The 14,805-nt window shown below is 68.9% G+C and carries 13 protein-coding genes; 2 read left to right on the top strand and 11 right to left on the bottom strand.

Translation table 11 applies throughout. The features are described 5' to 3' along the window. The first annotated feature begins 77 nt into the window (after positions 1–77). Positions 78–515: a universal stress protein gene (locus ACF8ML_RS17495; protein WP_016446360.1), complete on the top strand. Its 438-nt coding sequence runs from the start codon at positions 78–80 to the stop codon at positions 513–515. 90 nt (positions 516–605) lie between these two features. Here the strand turns inward: ACF8ML_RS17495 and ACF8ML_RS17490 are convergent, their stop codons facing one another. From ACF8ML_RS17490 to rpoN, 7 genes are all read right to left on the bottom strand, one after another. Beyond that, positions 606–1,160 carry a bacteriohemerythrin gene (locus ACF8ML_RS17490; RefSeq protein ID WP_227468561.1) on the bottom strand — a complete coding sequence of 185 codons (555 nt, stop codon included), beginning with the start codon at positions 1,158–1,160 and terminating at the stop codon, positions 606–608. Positions 1,161–1,220: 60 nt separating this feature from the next. Next, on the bottom strand, positions 1,221–2,204 hold the full coding sequence (locus ACF8ML_RS17485) for a Bug family tripartite tricarboxylate transporter substrate binding protein (protein ID WP_392407530.1): 984 nt from the start codon (positions 2,202–2,204) through the stop codon (positions 1,221–1,223). A gap of 254 nt (positions 2,205–2,458) precedes the next feature. Then, positions 2,459–3,736: a Zn-dependent hydrolase gene (locus tag ACF8ML_RS17480; RefSeq protein WP_047327501.1), complete on the bottom strand. Its 1,278-nt coding sequence runs from the start codon at positions 3,734–3,736 to the stop codon at positions 2,459–2,461. 93 nt (positions 3,737–3,829) lie between these two features. Further along, a complete protein-coding gene (locus ACF8ML_RS17475) occupies positions 3,830–7,669 on the bottom strand; it encodes an ATP-binding protein (protein WP_392407528.1) in 3,840 nt (1,279 codons plus the stop codon). Positions 7,670–8,002: 333 nt separating this feature from the next. Next, complete coding sequence (locus ACF8ML_RS17470) at positions 8,003–8,197, bottom strand: hypothetical protein (RefSeq protein WP_016446355.1); 195 nt, start codon at positions 8,195–8,197, stop codon at positions 8,003–8,005. A gap of 49 nt (positions 8,198–8,246) precedes the next feature. Beyond that, positions 8,247–8,546 carry a hypothetical protein gene (locus ACF8ML_RS17465; RefSeq protein ID WP_209801995.1) on the bottom strand — a complete coding sequence of 100 codons (300 nt, stop codon included), beginning with the start codon at positions 8,544–8,546 and terminating at the stop codon, positions 8,247–8,249. Between the two features lie 184 nt (positions 8,547–8,730). Beyond that, positions 8,731–10,065 carry an RNA polymerase factor sigma-54 gene (rpoN, locus tag ACF8ML_RS17460; protein WP_047327499.1) on the bottom strand — a complete coding sequence of 445 codons (1,335 nt, stop codon included), beginning with the start codon at positions 10,063–10,065 and terminating at the stop codon, positions 8,731–8,733. 233 nt (positions 10,066–10,298) lie between these two features. Here rpoN and ACF8ML_RS17455 point away from each other — a divergent pair, with 233 nt between their 5' ends. Further along, positions 10,299–11,909 (top strand): hypothetical protein, encoded by a 1,611-nt coding sequence (locus ACF8ML_RS17455; RefSeq protein ID WP_047327498.1) that lies wholly within the window; start codon positions 10,299–10,301, stop codon positions 11,907–11,909. 92 nt (positions 11,910–12,001) lie between these two features. Here ACF8ML_RS17455 and ACF8ML_RS17450 read toward each other — a convergent pair whose 3' ends face one another. The 4 genes from ACF8ML_RS17450 to ACF8ML_RS17435 form a co-directional block, all read right to left on the bottom strand. Beyond that, complete coding sequence (locus ACF8ML_RS17450) at positions 12,002–12,145, bottom strand: hypothetical protein (RefSeq protein WP_016446351.1); 144 nt, start codon at positions 12,143–12,145, stop codon at positions 12,002–12,004. 44 nt (positions 12,146–12,189) lie between these two features. Beyond that, positions 12,190–12,468, bottom strand: a complete 279-nt coding sequence (locus tag ACF8ML_RS17445) for a GlsB/YeaQ/YmgE family stress response membrane protein (protein ID WP_016446350.1) — start codon at positions 12,466–12,468, stop codon at positions 12,190–12,192. A 70-nt stretch (positions 12,469–12,538) separates the two neighbouring features. Beyond that, positions 12,539–13,066, bottom strand: coding sequence for a hypothetical protein (locus ACF8ML_RS17440; RefSeq protein WP_392407526.1), 528 nt, complete (start codon positions 13,064–13,066; stop codon positions 12,539–12,541). Positions 13,067–13,161: 95 nt separating this feature from the next. Next, positions 13,162–14,757 carry a sigma-54 dependent transcriptional regulator gene (locus tag ACF8ML_RS17435; protein WP_017404825.1) on the bottom strand — a complete coding sequence of 532 codons (1,596 nt, stop codon included), beginning with the start codon at positions 14,755–14,757 and terminating at the stop codon, positions 13,162–13,164. Positions 14,758–14,805: the final 48 nt, after the last annotated feature.

The following is a 14,805-nucleotide window of genomic DNA, read 5'->3' as shown; positions in this document are numbered from 1 at the left end:
TGATGGGCGCACACTTTGGTTCATCGACCCGGCCGTCCCCGATTCCTGAGGGCGGCCAAGCACAAAGGAGAAAACGCATGTTCAAGCACATCCTGGTTCCCGTGGACGGCTCCAACAGCTCGATGCTGGCGGTCCACAAGGGCGTGGAGCTGGCCAAGGTCTTTGGCAGCACGCTGACGGCGGTCTACGTGGTGGACCCCTATCCGTTCACGGGCGTGGGCGCCGACTTCGCCTACGGCCAGTCGCAGTACCTGAGCGCGGCCACGGCCGAGGCCAACACCACGCTGGACGCCGTCAAGAAGATCACCGACGAGGCCGGCATCACCGCCACCACCGTGGTGGGCGAAGGCCATGCGGTGCACGAAGGCATCGTGCGCGTGCTCGAGAGCACGGGCGCCGACCTGATCATCATGGGCTCGCAAGGCCGCCGTGGCCTGGAAAAGCTGATGCTGGGCAGCGTGACCCAGCGCGTGCTGGGCGCCGTGCGCGTGCCGGTGCTGGTGGTGCGCGAGTAATTCCCGGGCCGCTCGGCCCTTCGCCGGGTGAAACGTCAACGGCTCCTTCGGGAGCCGTTTTTATTGGTGCGCTGCAGGGGGAGAGGGCGATCAGCGATTGAGCAGCCGTGCCAGCCAGCCCTTTTTCTTGCGCTGCAGTTCCAGTTCCTGCAGCACTTCGTTCTTGAGCCTTTCCTTCTCGGCGGCAGGACTGGACTCGCGCGCCATGCGCAGATAGGCCTTGGCCGAGTCCACGTAGCCGGTGTCTTCGTTGCGGATGTGGTTGAACAGCCAGCGCGAGAGCATGCCGTGCAGCTCGGCGGCCACGTCCTCGCCGGCATCGAAGCGGGTCTGCATCTCGATCACGCGGCGGGTGAACAGCTCGTGCACCTTCTTGTGCGGGCCGGCGAACATGTAGCCGGCGCTCTCGATCAGGCTTTCCTCGAACACGAAGTGCGAGACGGTGTAGTCGATCATCTCGCCGATGACATCGCCCAGGGCCTCGCGGTCGGGCGACGAACGCAGCTCGTAGAGCTTGTTGATGTAGTCGACGATGCGGCGGTGCTGCCTGTCGATCTCTGCAATTCCGGTGTCCAGCTCGGGGACCCAGACCAGCAATGCCATGGCGTTCTCCAGGAATTCGGTGATTTCCGGAGAAGTATTCACGGGACTGTCACATCGCCCCTTGATGCAGATCAGTCTGATCTGCATCAAGGAGACGCGGCGTCACTCGATCTTGGCGCCCGAGGACTCGACGATCTGCTTGGACTGCTTGAAGTCGGCCTGGAACATTTTGTCGAAGTCGGCCACGGTAATGGACTGGGGCTCGGCGCCCTGGGTCTGGATGGCGTCGCGCACTTCGGGCATGGCCAGCAGCTTGTTCACTTCGGCGTTGACCTTGGTCACGACGGCCGTGGGCGTGCCCTTGGGCATGAACAGGCCGTACCAGGTGCTCACGTCAAAGCCCTTGAGGCCCGATTCGGCCAGCGTGGGCGTGTCGGGCAGCGAGGACGAGCGCTTGGCCGAGGTCACGGCGATGGCGCGCAGCTTGCCGGCCTTGATCTGGCCGATGGCCGAGGGCACGGAGGACACCAGCAGGTCCACGTTGCCGGCCAGCGCATCCATCAGGGCCGGATTGGAGCCCTTGTAGGGCACGTGCACCAGCTGGATGCCCGCCGCTTTCTCCAGCAGCACGCCCGAGAGGTGGATGCTGGTGCCATTGCCCGGCGAGCCGTAGGTCACCTTGCCCGGGTGCTGCTTGGCAGCGGCCACGATGTCGGCCAGGGTCTTGTAGGGCGAGTTCACGCTGGTGGCGATCACGATGGGCGTGTAGGCCACGTGGGCCACGGGCACCAGGTCCTTGACGGGGTTCCAGGGCAGGTTCTTGTAGAGGTAGGGGCCCAGGACCACGTTGTCCTTCTGGCCCATGACCATGTCGTAGCCCGTGGGCGCTGCCTTGGCGGCCTCGGTGATGCCGATGGTACCGCCTGCGCCCGCGCGGTTGTCGGGCACCACGGTCCACTTGCTGACTTCGGTGAGCTTGTTGGACACCACGCGCGCGAGGATGTCGGTGCCGCCGCCGGGCGGGAAGGGCACGATCATGCGCACGGGCTTGTTCGGGTAGTCGGCCGCCGCGCCTTGGGCGGCTGCGGAAAAGCTCAGGCCCATGGCGGCGGCCACGGCGGTGCAGGTGATCAGTTGGCGGAACATGAAAGAAGAAACTCCAGGGTCTGATGGGGCGGTGCAACCTTCTCGCGGCGGACCGGCAGCGCCGGGCCGCCCATGCGGTGGGTTGTCGATGATCGGGGAGGGTGGTTCCGCCATCTTGCATTGGGAAACCCGCTATTTGGGCGGATTTCCGCAATCTGTGCCACAGGGGCTTCCACCAAGGAGCAGCTTGTGCCTGCTCCAGAGGGAAGCGGGCTATTTTATGCCGCCTTGGTGCCTGGCCGCAGGCCAGGCGCTCAGCCCTGCGCCAACTGCCTGTCCAGCACGCGCACCGTCTCGTACAGCACCCGGGTGCCGTCCAGCAGCTGGGACGGCTCTATCCATTCCTCGGGCGCGTGGCTGCGGCCGTGGAGGCAGGGGATGAAGATCATGCCCATGGGGCCGGTGGGCGCCATGTAGACGGCGTCATGGCCGGCGCCGCTGGGCATGCGCATGTGGGCGTAGCCCAGGTTGTCGCAGGCCTGCTCCACGCCCTGCATGACCAGGCCAGCGCAGTCCGTGGGCTGGGAGCGGCTCACGTCGGCCATCTCGGCACGCACGCGCAGGGCGGCCAGGCCGGGCAGGACTTCGGCCAGCAGTTCCTCGGGGAAGCTCTCCAGCACGCCGGCGTGGTCGCTGCGCACTTCCATCATCATCTCGACCAGGCCGGGCACGGCATTGGAGGCATTGGGCGTGAGCGAGAGCCGGCCCACAGTGGCCACCACATAGTGGGGCTGGCCATTGAGCGCAGCGGCCTTGCGGTTGGCCGCATCGATGATGCGCGCCGCGCCCACCAGCGCGTCCTGTCGGATGTCCATGGGCGTGGTGCCTGCGTGGTCGGCCTGGCCGTGCACGGTGAAGCCCACGCGGCGTATGCCCACGATGTTCGTCACCACGCCAATGGGCAGGCCGCGCTGCTCCAGCACCGGGCCCTGCTCTATGTGCAGCTCCACAAAGGCGGCCGTGCCGCCGGCGCTGCGCAGCGGGCGGTGCAGCGCCTCGGGCCGTGCGCCGATGCGCCGCATGCCTTCGGCCAGGGTTTCGCCTTGCGGGTTGCGTGCCGCCAGCATGGCGGCGTCCAGCTTGCCCGACAGCGCGCGGCTGCCTATGCAGGAGATGCCGTAGTCGCTGGGCTCCTCGGACAGGAAGTCGATCACCTCGAACGGGTGCTGCAGGGCGATGCCGTTTTCATGCAGGCAGTGCGCCACCTCGATGCCGGCCAGCACGCCGATGATGCCGTCGAAGCGCCCGCCCATCATCACGGTGTCGCAGTGCGAGCCGGTGGAGATGGGGGCGCGTTCTGCGCCGCCCGCAGCGGCCTGGGCAGACGGCAGGCGGCCGACCAGATTGCCGCCTTCATCCAGATGCACCTGCATGCCCGCGGCCGCGAGCTCGGCGCGCAGCCAGGCGCGGGCCTGGTCGAACTCGGGCGAGAAGGCGCGGCGGGTCCAGGGCCGGTCGGGCAGGGTGAAGGTGGACAGGGTCTGGACACGGCGCCAAAGGCGCTCGGCATTGATGGGGGGCAGGGCGGTCATGGGTCTCGGTGAGTTCTGCGGCAGGCGCGCGAGCCGCGCAGGCAGCGCAGGCAGGCTGGGCGAAGCGGGGATTGTCGCGCGCAAAGGCGGTGCTCATGCAGACGTGCGCAGGCTCCTGAGCAACCGCTCCAGCGTGTCGAAGCTCACGGGCTTGACCAGGTGGTGGTCCATGCCGGCCTCGCGCGATCGTCTCAGGTCATCCTCCTGCCCCCAGCCCGTGAGGGCGATCAGCAGCACCTGGTCGCGGTCCTGCCGGGCGCGGATGCGGCGCGCAACTTCCAGGCCGTCCATGCCGGGCAGGCCGATGTCCAGCAGCACGACGTCGGGCCTGAAGGCGTCGTGCATGGCCAGCGCGCCGGGGCCGTCGCGGGCGATCTCGACCTCGGCTCCCAGCAGCCCTAGCAGCATGGACAGGGTGTCGGCGGCGTCCGCGTTGTCATCGACCACCAGGATGCGGCCGAAGGCTGGCGCGTCCCCGGACTGCGCGCCTGCGGCCGGGCCGGGCAGGGAGGGCACATCGGCGGGTGCATGGGCGGATGCATCGGCAGGTGCATGGGCCGGCAAGGGCAGGCGCAGCCGCAATTCACTGCCCTGGCCCGGACCTTCGCTGAGCGCCTGCACGCTGCCGCCGTGCATCTCCACCAGGCTGCGCACCAGGGTCAGGCCGATGCCCAGGCCCCCCTGGCCCTGGCGGCCGCCGCGGTCCACCTGCATGAACATGTCGAAGATCCTGTCCAGCAGCGCGGCGGGGATGCCTATGCCGTCGTCACGCACGGAGATCACGGCCTGCGCACCCTCTGCCCAGGCCGCCAGCACGACGTGGCCGCCGGGATCGGTGTACTTGGCGGCATTGTTGAGAAGGTTGGTGACCATTTGCGCCAGCCGCACGGGGTCGGCAGGCAGCAGCAGGGTCTCGGCGGGCAGCTCCAGCCGAAGCTGGTGGCCGCCGGATTCCATGACCGCATGGCTGGCCGCCGCCACGCCTTGCAGCACGTTGTTCAGGTCCACCACCTCCTTGCGCAGCTGGACCTTGCCCGTGGTGATGCGCGAGACCTCCAGCAGGTCGTCCACCATGCGCACCATGTGGTTGACCTGGCGCTCCAGCATCTCCTGGCTGCGGCGCGCGCTGTCGTCGCCATGGACGGTGCGCTTGAGGATTTGCAGGCCGTGGCTGATGGGTGCCAGCGGATTGCGCAGCTCGTGGGCCAGGGTTGCCAGGAACTCGTCCTTGCGCCGGTCGGCCTCCCTGAGGTGCTGCTCGGCGCGCTTGAGTTCGGTGATGTCCTGGATGACGGAGCAGGTGCCCACGAGCTGCCCGCCGTCATCGCGCAGCGGAGCGGCGCTGACGCGCATCCACCATTCGCGGCCCTCGTCGTCGGTGTGCAGCATCTCCAGCCCCGGCATGACCACCTCGCCGCGCAGCGCGCGCCTGCCGGGCCAGTTCTCGGGCGGTATGGGCCGGCCCTTGTCGTCCCAGCCGCGCCAGCGCTGCACGCGGTCGGCAAGGGTGGACGGGATGGCGCGCGGGACGAATCGGTCCATGAGCGCATTGCTGAGCACCATGGTGCCGCCCATGTCGGACACGCCCACGCCCGCCGGCATCTGGTCGATGATGGCGCGCAGCCTTTTCTCGTTGGCGCGCAGGGCGGCATGGGCCTGCTCGCGCACGCGCTCGAGCTGCAGCAGCGAGGCGACGCGCGCCAGCAGCTCGCGCGCCGAAAAGGGCTTGACCAGGTAGTCGTCCGCGCCTGCGCGCAGGCCTTCGACCTGGGCCTCCTGGCCTGCACGCGCGGACAGCATGATGACGGGGATGGAGCGCGTGGCCTCGTCGCTGCGCAGCGCATGCAGCAACTCGAAGCCGTCGAGCACGGGCATCATCACGTCGGCAATCACGAGATCGGGCCGCTGGCGCCGGATGCAGTCCAGCGCGGCCCGGCCGTCACCAGCCACCTCCACCTCGTACAGCGGACGCAGCAACTGGCCGATATAGCCGCGCATGTCGGCGTTGTCGTCGGCGCAGACGATGCGCGGCCGGGGGCCTTGCGGTTCGGCCCCAGCCGGCACGCCGTGCGGGGCGTGCGGGACGTGCGTGGGCGATTCGCCCGGCTCCCACTGCCGCGTCTCGTCCACGAGCTGGCGTGCGGCCGGGGCGCCCGCGCCGTGCCCCGGCGGCGGCGGGGTTGACGGTGACGCGATGGGGTTCACCTGTTCGGCCGGCAGGTGCGCGCTGCCCTTGGGCAGCCGCACGGTGAAGCGGCTGCCCTCGCCCTCCGTGCTGGTGACCGTGATGGTGCCGCCATGCAGCCGCACCAGTTCCTGCACCAGGGCCAGGCCGATGCCCGTGCCCTCGTGCGTGCGGGCGGGCTTGCCCGGAATGCGGTGAAAGCGCTGGAAAAGATGGGGCAGGTGCTGGGGTGCGATCCCCGAGCCGGTGTCGCTGACGGACAGCTCCACCGCAGGGCCCGCGTCGTGCAGCGCCACGGCGATCTCGCCCTGCAAGGTGAACTTGAAGGCGTTGGACAGCAGGTTGAGCACGATCTTTTCGTACATGTCCTGGTCCACGTAGACCGGCCCTTGCAGTGGCGGGCAGTCCACGCGCAGCCGCAGGCCCGCCTGCTCCATGGCCGAGCGGAACACGCTGGCCAGCTCGGCCGTGGCGCGGGCCAGGTCCGTGGGCTCGTAGCTGGCCTGCATGCGCCCGGCCTCGATGCGCGCGAAGTCCAGCAGGGCGTTGACCAGCTTTTGCAGGCGCAGCGCGTTGCGGTGGACCATCTGCGCCTGATCGGGCGGCAGGTGGCCGCCGTGCTCGCGCAGGGCGTCGTCCAGCGGCCCCAGGATCAGCGTCAGCGGCGTGCGCAGCTCGTGGCTGACGTTGGAGAAGAACACGGTCTTGGCACGGTCCACCTCGGCCAGGGCCCGGGCGCGCCGCGCTTCCTGCTCATAGGCCACGGCGTGCGCGACAACGCCGCCCGTGTGGCTTGCCACCATATCGAGGAAGGCGCAGTACTCCGCATCCAGCGGGCGGCGCGGGCTGACGCCCAGCACCAGCACGCCCGAGGCCTGGCCGTCGCCCGACCAGCGAACGGGCACGATGCGCGCCAGGCGCGAGGGTTCGGGCCAGGGGCCGCCAGGCAGGGGCAGGCCCAGCTGCGCCAGGTCCACGTTGGCCGGCTGGCCCGATTGCACGGCCTGGGCCAGCGGCCAGGGCGCGGGGTCGGCCGCCAGGTCAGTGTCCATGCCGGTGGAACACAGCAGCTGGAAGGCCGGGGGAGCGGTGTCTGCGCTGCCTGCATCCGGGGCGGCCTGGCATTCGTAGATGATGGCGAAGGGCACGTCGTAGGGGTTTTCATCCAGCACGGCGCAGACCTTTTCGCCCGCGTCCTTGGCACTGCGCATGTCCAGCGTGCGGATGCCCAGGCGGTGCAGCGTCTCCAGGCGCCGCCGGCTGACGATTTTCTCGGTGGTGTCGGTGCAGGGACAGAACACGCCCTGCACGGTGATGCCGTCATCGGCCAGGATGGGGCCGTAGGTGAAGGTGACGAAGACCTCTTCCTGCGGCAGCTCGCGGTCGAAGAAGTAGCGCGCATCGGTGGACCAGGTGGCCTGGCCCGTGCGCAGCACGCCCTCCAGCATGGGGCCGATGTCGTCCCAGATCTCGCTCCAGCATTGCGCGCCGGCCTGTCCCAGCGCCTTGGGGTGCTTGCTGGTGCCCAGGAAGGGAATGTAGGCGTCGTTGTAGATCAGCCGGAAGTCATCGCCCCACCAGATGATGATGGGAAAGCGCGAGCCCAGCATCAGGCTGGCGGCGTTGCGCAGGCTTTGCGGCCAGCTCTGCGGCGAGCCCAGGGGCGTGCCCTCCCAGTCGTGGGCGCGCACGCGTGCCGCCATTTCGCCGCGCTGCGGCAGGAATCCAAAACCGTCTTCTGAATTCACGGGTTCTCCCACGGGATTGCCGACTTCGCGGGCCGGCCTGTGTCGTTGATCCAGGCGCCGGGGCCGCGGGGGCGGCGCAGCTATCGCGAGGCGGATTGCGCTGCAGGTGCGGCGCCTCGCCTGCGGGCGCCCTTGCGGGCAGCGCAATGCGCTGCTTGCCAGCCCCGGCCGCAGCCCGATTGCCTGCTGCCGCCGCTGTCCTTGTCCACGGTGGCCCACAGGCGCCTTTCGGCCTCTTCATGGCCTGCGCCGCGCGATTCGTGGCTGTGCACTATGTGCCGGGCCTGGCGTTTTCGCTCATGGGTATCGGTGGATTGGTCTCCTCGGGGCATGTCACTCTCCCTTGCGGGTCTGTTCCTGCTCGGGCGCGGGCGGCAATTCTATGGGGGGCGCCGTGGTGGGCGGATCTATCGGCTCGGGTCCGCGCGGGCGGCCGGGCTGGCGGTTGGGATCGTCGGGTGCCACGGGGTCGTTGGGCGTGGTCGGCACCTGGGGAATATTGGGTGCGTGGGGCAGGGGGTGGTTCATGGCTGCTGCTGTCCTGAGGGGAAGGGTTGATACAAGGGCGCAAGCGGGCTCAGCGTGGCGCGGTGGTGGCGGGTGCGGTGGCCGGATCGGCCTGCGGCGGCGTCATGGACGGCGCGGCAGGTGCGGCCGGCGAGGCAGAGGAGGTGGGTTCTGTCGCTGGCGTTCCGGTGGCGCTGGGCGCATCCAGCCGCCCCCTGGGTGCCATGAAGTTGAACATCAGCACCAGGATCAGTGCGACGGCGGCCGTGAGGGCGGCGATGCGCAGCGGCCAGCGGCCATCGCGGATGTGGTTGTTCTCGCTGCGCTGGCGTTCGAGGGGGGCGTGCACTCTGCGGGGAGGGGTGTCCATGGCGGTCTCCTTCAATCCATGAGCCTTCACCTTAGGCCGGACGGCGGCCTGCAACTGTCGGACAAGGCAGGACCTGGGGGAGCGACAAGCCGCTGCGCGGCAGTGGGGCTTGGCAGGACACACCGCCACGGGCAGCGGCGCCAAGGGCCATCGCAAGGCCGCGGCCGCGACGGCAGGTGCCGTGTCAGCCGTGGCGCCTGCGCCGGTCGGCCGGCGCTATGCGCAGCAGCTGACGGTACTTGGTGACGGTGCGGCGGGCCACGACCAGGCCCTGGGCGCCCAGCTGGCGTGCGATATCGACGTCGGACAGGGGCCGGGCATCGGATTCGGCCGCGATGATGTCGCCGATCAGCTCGCGGATGGCCGTGGCCGAGCAGGCGCTGCCGCTGGCACTGAGCATGGGGCGCGAGAAGAAGTGCTTGAGCTCGAACACGCCCGTGGGCGTGGCCATGTACTTGTTGTTGGTCACGCGCGAGACGGTGGATTCGTGCACACCCACTTCCTCGGCAATTTCGCGCAGCACCAGCGGCTTCATGGCCATGGCGCCGAACTCCAGGAACAGCTCCTGCTTTCGCACGATGGCCCGGGCCACGTCCAGGATGGTGGAAAAGCGCTGCTCCACATTGCGCACGGTCCAGCGCGCGTCCTGCAGATGGTCGGCCAATTGGGCCTGGCCCGTGCAGCGGTGGCGCTGGAACAGCTGCTCGTAGACGCTGTTCAGTCGCACGCGCGGCACGACGGCGGGGTTCAGTTGCGCATTCCAGCCGCTCGGTCCCCTGCGCACGATCACGTCGGGAACGATGTAGTCCACGTGCGTGGAGCCGAAGCTCCAGCCAGGCCTGGGGTTGAGGCGCCGTATGGCATCCATGGCCTGCACGATCTGGGCCGCCGGCACCTGCAGCGCCTTGGCCAGCCGCGGCACGTCGCGCGCGGCCAGCGCGTCCATGTGGTGCTGCAGCAGGGTCTGCGACAGCTGGCGCAGCGTGGCGTCGGCCATCTGCGGGCATTGCAGCAACAGGCATTCGCCCACGCTGCGCGCGGCCACGCCCGCCGGATCCAGCGATTGCACCAGTCGCAGGGCGATGAGCATTTCCTGCGCATCGGGCGCCGGGCTGAGCGCCAGCAGGCCGGCCAGCTCCTGCAGGTCCGTGCGCAGATAGCCGTCGTCGTCCAGCGATTCCACGATGGCGCGCGCCATGCACAGGTCGCGCGGCGTCATGGCCGTCACGTTGAGCTGGCCGTGCAGGTGCATGGCCAGCGTGGTTTCGCAGGCAGCCGTGTCCATGGCGGAGCCTTCCGCGTCAACGGCCTGGCGCGCGCCCAGGTGCATGTCGGCCACCCACAGGTCGCGGTCATCTGCGGGCTCGGCATCTTCCAGGAATGGGTTGTCCTCCATCTTGCTGCGCACCATCGCGGCAAAGTCCAGCGAGGACATCTGCAGCATGCGCACCGCGTGCTGCAAGCGCGGGGAAAGCGTCTGGGACTGGCGTATGTCCGCCTTGAGGTGCATGGAACCCATCTCGTCTCCTTGTTGCGATGGCCACAAGGACGCAACGTTCATGCCCCGATCAGCGTGGCGAATCGTCTGGATACACTTTGGGCACGAAACCTGCTGCGTACTTGCTGCGCAGAAGGCACAGGGGCCCGGGGTTCGGCCGTCGCTGCGGGTATCGGCTTTGCAACAGCAGGGCCGCTCAAGGCGCCTGCGGTAAAAATTTCCGCTCGGGCGCAAGGTTTTCTGCAAACTTTGCCATGTACCAATCCACCGGTTTTCACACGGTCCCGCCGCCGGGAACCCTCAATGCAGTCCCGCAAGGCGGGGCGCGCGGCGCCGCACGCGGGCCATCCATGTCCATGCGCCTGAGACGGGTCCTGTTGCTTCTGGCCTTGCTGGTGCTTGTGCTGGCCGCCTCGTCCTGGCTGCTGTTGCGCGCCTATCAATCCGGGCACGCGGCGCAGGAGCAGGCCGTTCGCATCGCCAGCATGGCCGCGGCCCGCCTGCTGGACAGGCAGGAGCCACGCGCTGCCAATGCCGAGCAGGCGCTGGCTGCCGTCCAACCGCTGCTGGAGGCGGGATGGTCCGGCTTTCTGGTGGACAGCGCGGGCCGTGCGGTGCCGGCCGGCACGGCTGCGGCAACGGGTCAGCCTGCCTTGCCCGCTGATTTCAGCGAGCGCCTGGCTTCCAGCCTGGCGCACGGCTGGCTGGATGTGCCCGATGCGCAGGGCGGCACCCTGCGCGTTTTCTTCAGCAGGACGGCCCAGGGCTGGACCTGGGTGAGCTGGGTTCCCTGTTCCGCGCTGGATCCGGCGTGTTCCCCGCTCCTGAGGGGCGTGATCTGGGCGGCGATCGTGTTGTTTGCGCTGGCCGGCCTGGGCCTGGCGGGGCTGGCCCTGCGTGGCAGGGCGGACCCGATGAGGCCGGCCCGGCGCAGCCAGGCCGGCGGCGCACCGGGGGAGCGGGACAACGAAGCCGGCGAGGCCCATATCCAGAATGAGCGCCTGCAGGTGGTCGGCCGGCTGGCAGGCCGCTTCTCCCATGAGTTCAACAACCAGCTCGGCGTTCTGAGCAACAGCGCCTATCTGATTGAGCGTCGTTCGGAGGACCCGAACCTGCGCCTGCCTGCACAGGCCATGCTGCGTTCGGTGGACACGGCCAGTCGGTTGACACAGCAGCTGCTGCGCTTCGGGCCGCGCCACAGCACGCATGCGCTGGTGGTGGATCTGTACCGCTGGTTGCCGGGGGTGCGGGGCACGCTGGCCGTGGTGCTGGGAAAGCGCGTGGCGCTGGAGGTGGCTGAGCCCGCCGAGGCCAGCCCGCCGGGCCAGCCGGCCGCGCGCCTGGGCGTGTATGTGGACCCTGACGAGCTGGAGCTGGCGCTGATCAGCATTTTCCTGTCCGTGCGCGAGGCCTTGCCCGATGGCGCCCGCGTGCGCATGGCGGCACATCCCGTGGGCGGACATCTTGCGGCATCGGCCGCCAAGGGCGAGCAGGTGGAGATCCGCATCGAGGCCGTGGCCCACTGGCAGGGCGCCGGGCCGGGGCCGGAGGGGGCGGGTCCGGGCGAATCGGGCGCTGCGGCCGAAGCGGGCGAAGCGGGCGTAGTGGCCGCAGCCAGCGCCGAGGCGCCGCAGCGGCCGCAGGAATCCCGCCCCGGCGTGCGGTTGAGCGACGCCGATGCAGATGCCTCCTGCGGCCTGGCCCTGGCGCGCCGACTGTGCCTGGCTGGCGGTGGCGTGGCGTGGGCCGAGGGCGGCAGCGGGGGAGGCGACGGCGATGGAGACAGCGGCGGCCTGGCCGTCTCTCTGGTCCTGCCGCGCGTGCCCATGGCGGCGCAGGATTGTCTTGCGCAAAGCCTGGACTGAGCTGGCATTCGCGGTCCTGGAAACAGGACTGCGCGCCGGGGCGCGCAGTCAGCAAGCAGGAAAGTCAAAAAAGAGAGGAGGGCCGAGCCCGGTCAGCGTGCGAGGCGCGCGATCAGCAGCCCCGCCGCCAGCGCCGTGGCAATGGAGCGCAGCGGTTTCTTGCACACGGCGCTGCCCTGGCGGGAGAGGTCGGTGCTGCCAGCGGTACTTCTGGTCTGGAAGGGATCTTTGCTCATGGAGGCTCCTTTCCTGCAAGTCAATGGCCCGTGGCCGGGCCGGCTCAGTGGCGCATGCGCGGTTTGCACAGGTTGAAGATGGCCAGCAGCGCAACGGCGCTGGCCATGGAAATGAAGATGGACATGGATGTGGCAGGCACCTGCGCCTGCGCATCCATGGCCGAAGGCGCCAGCAGCGGCGCCAGCAGCCAGCCGCCCAGCAAGGCGCCGATGGCGCCTATTGCCACGTTGAGCAAAATGCCTTGCTGGGCCTGGGTGTTCGTGACCATGCTGGTGATCCAGCCGATCAGCCCGCCCACCATCAGCCAGATGAGGAAATCCATGGCATCGCCTTTGACAAAAGTTGCAGTTGAATATCAATGGCAATCGGCGTGCCTGCCCGTCGCAAGCGACTCAGCGCTCCGGTCGCGGGGTGCCGTTGCCCCGGGCCGGCGCAGGGCGGATTTGTGCACGCTCGGCTTCGCGGCCTGAAGGTGTCTGGGCGTCCAGGCCCCGGTCGGGCGACTCGCTGACCTGGGGCAGATCGGCGGCGTGTTCTATCAATTCCTCGATGATGAAGCGGCCGTAGAGCTGGGCGCGCTCGGCGCCGGCGGCCTTGAGGGCATCGGCGGCGTTGCGTGCGGCCTCGTCGCTGTCCACCCGTACCACCAGCCAGTGGTAGCCGCGCTCGGCCAGGGCCTGGTGGGCCTTGACCAGATTGAGTTCCTGGCCCACGGCGGCCACGGGGCTGGCCTGTCGCAGGTCTTGGTCGATCTGGGCCAGCATTTCCCGGTCGGTGTAGCGCCGTACGTCCTGCTCGGGCAGGTTCAGCGCCTGCAGCGCCGCCATGCCGTCATCGGCCTGCGCAGCCGTGGGAAAAGAGACCACCATGTGGCCCACGGGCTTGAAGACACCGTAGGCGCGGGCAGGAGAGGAGTCCATGGGCTTGTCCTTGGTTGCTCAAAGGTGCTTGCAGGGTGGCAAGCAGCGTGCCCGCAAGGCAACGGCAGCAGGTGCTGTGCGCGTCTGCGCACGTGTCAGCCGGGTTCGGGGTCCGTCCTGTCCTTTTTGCCGCCCGCATAGTCCTTGAGCCGGTTGTACAGCGTCTTGAGGCTGATGCCGAGCACGGCGGCCGTGCGTTCCTTCTGGTACTTGCACTGCTTGAGCGTGGCCTGGATCAGCAGCCGCTCGGCCTGCGCCATGGTCATGCCGATGGGCAGCTGTATGGTGGCCGGCTCCATATCGGGCAGGTCGTAGGCGTCGCCTGCCGCGCCGTGGTCGGCGAACGGATGCACGGCGACAGGCGCGGCCTGCGCAGTGGGCGGCAACTGCGGGGCGTTGGCGGCCAGCTGTGCAGGCACGGATGTGTGCACGGATGCGTGCAATGACACCGGCATGGGGGCGGGCTGGGCAATGGCCACCGGTGGGCGGGGCAGCCATTCGGTGCCTACCTGCGGGCCGGGCTCCATGACGTAGGCACGCTGCACGGCATTGCGCAGCTCGCGCACATTGCCGGGCCAGCTGTGCTGTGCCAACTGCCTCAGGGCCGACGCCGTGAACTGCTTGGTCTGGCCCTCTCGCTGCGAGATGGCCTGCAGCAAGTGCTGGGCCAGCAGCGGGACGTCGGACAGGCGCTCGCGCAGCGGCGGCAGCTCGATGGGAAAGACGTTCAGCCGGTACAGCAGGTCCTCGCGCAGCCTGCCGCTGGCCACGGCCTCGAAGGGGCAGCGGTTGGTGGCGGCGATCACGCGCACATCGGTCTGCAGCGTCTGGGTGGAGCCCACGCGCATGAAGCGGCCGGTCTCCAGCACGCGCAGCAGCTTGACCTGCAGCTCCATGGGCATTTCCGTGATCTCGTCCAGGAACAGCGTGCCCGTGGCCGCGCGCTCGAAAAAGCCCTGGTGCTGGCGGTCGGCACCCGTGAAGCTGCCCTTTTCGTGGCCGAAGATCTCGCTTTCGATGAGATGCGGCGAAATGGCGCCGCAGTTCACGGCAAGAAACGGGCGGCTGCGCCGCTGGCTCAAGTCGTGCAGGGTCTGCGCCACGACCTCCTTGCCGGTGCCGCTCTCCCCCGTGAGGAATACCGTGACCGAGGTGCCTGCCACGCGCTCCATCTGCTGGTACAGGCGCTGCATGGGAGGCGATTGGCCCAGGAGCCGGCCAAAGCGTCCTTCCTGCGCGCAGTAGCTGCCAGCGGGTGCGCAATGGTCTTGTGCCGTGATCTGATCGGAGGCCGGGCCTGCGCCGTTGCGGCTGTCCGCGCCCGACAGGCCCGGCGTGGGGATGAGAAAGCGCGAAAGAATGTCCTCGAGCCGGCCTATGCCCACGGGCTTGACCAGATAGTCCATGGCGCCTCGGCGCAGGGCTTCGATGGAGGAGTCCAGGCTGGCATGGCCGGTCACCAGCACGATCTGCGAGTCCTGCGGCACTTGCCGGTCGCCGAACAGGTCCATGCCGTTGCCATCGGGCAGCTGCAGGTCCAGCAGAACCAGGCTGGGCGGCTGCATGGCCATCTGGCGGCGCGCATCGCGCAGGGTGTGGGCCACGGCGACCGAAAAGCGGTCCACGCCCACCAGTTCGCGCATGGTGGCTGCCGAGTCCGCGTCGTCATCGACGATCAGCACGTGGTTCATTCCATGGCCTCCAGAGCTGCTGGCCGCAGCCTGTTTTGACAAAAATTC

Source organism: Delftia sp. WSY_10 (assembly GCF_043104705.1).
In the GTDB taxonomy this organism is placed as follows: Bacteria; Pseudomonadota; Gammaproteobacteria; order Burkholderiales; family Burkholderiaceae_C; genus Comamonas; species Comamonas tsuruhatensis.
The sequence above is the reverse complement of the archived record's forward strand: the minus strand, read 5'-3'. Positions and strand labels throughout refer to the sequence as shown.

Coding starts and splice junctions, on each gene's coding strand:
- ACF8ML_RS17470 (WP_016446355.1), bottom strand. CDS start 8,197: ATGAACCACCCCCTGCCCCACGCACCCAATATTCCCCAGGTGCCGACC.
- ACF8ML_RS17435 (WP_017404825.1), bottom strand. CDS start 14,757: ATGAACCACGTGCTGATCGTCGATGACGACGCGGACTCGGCAGCCACC.
- ACF8ML_RS17445 (WP_016446350.1), bottom strand. CDS start 12,468: ATGGATTTCCTCATCTGGCTGATGGTGGGCGGGCTGATCGGCTGGATC.
- rpoN (WP_047327499.1), bottom strand. CDS start 10,065: ATGGGTTCCATGCACCTCAAGGCGGACATACGCCAGTCCCAGACGCTT.
- ACF8ML_RS17450 (WP_016446351.1), bottom strand. CDS start 12,145: ATGAGCAAAGATCCCTTCCAGACCAGAAGTACCGCTGGCAGCACCGAC.
- ACF8ML_RS17455 (WP_047327498.1), top strand. CDS start 10,299: ATGTACCAATCCACCGGTTTTCACACGGTCCCGCCGCCGGGAACCCTC.
- ACF8ML_RS17440 (WP_392407526.1), bottom strand. CDS start 13,066: ATGGACTCCTCTCCTGCCCGCGCCTACGGTGTCTTCAAGCCCGTGGGC.
- ACF8ML_RS17480 (WP_047327501.1), bottom strand. CDS start 3,736: ATGACCGCCCTGCCCCCCATCAATGCCGAGCGCCTTTGGCGCCGTGTC.
- ACF8ML_RS17465 (WP_209801995.1), bottom strand. CDS start 8,546: ATGGACACCCCTCCCCGCAGAGTGCACGCCCCCCTCGAACGCCAGCGC.
- ACF8ML_RS17485 (WP_392407530.1), bottom strand. CDS start 2,204: ATGTTCCGCCAACTGATCACCTGCACCGCCGTGGCCGCCGCCATGGGC.
- ACF8ML_RS17495 (WP_016446360.1), top strand. CDS start 78: ATGTTCAAGCACATCCTGGTTCCCGTGGACGGCTCCAACAGCTCGATG.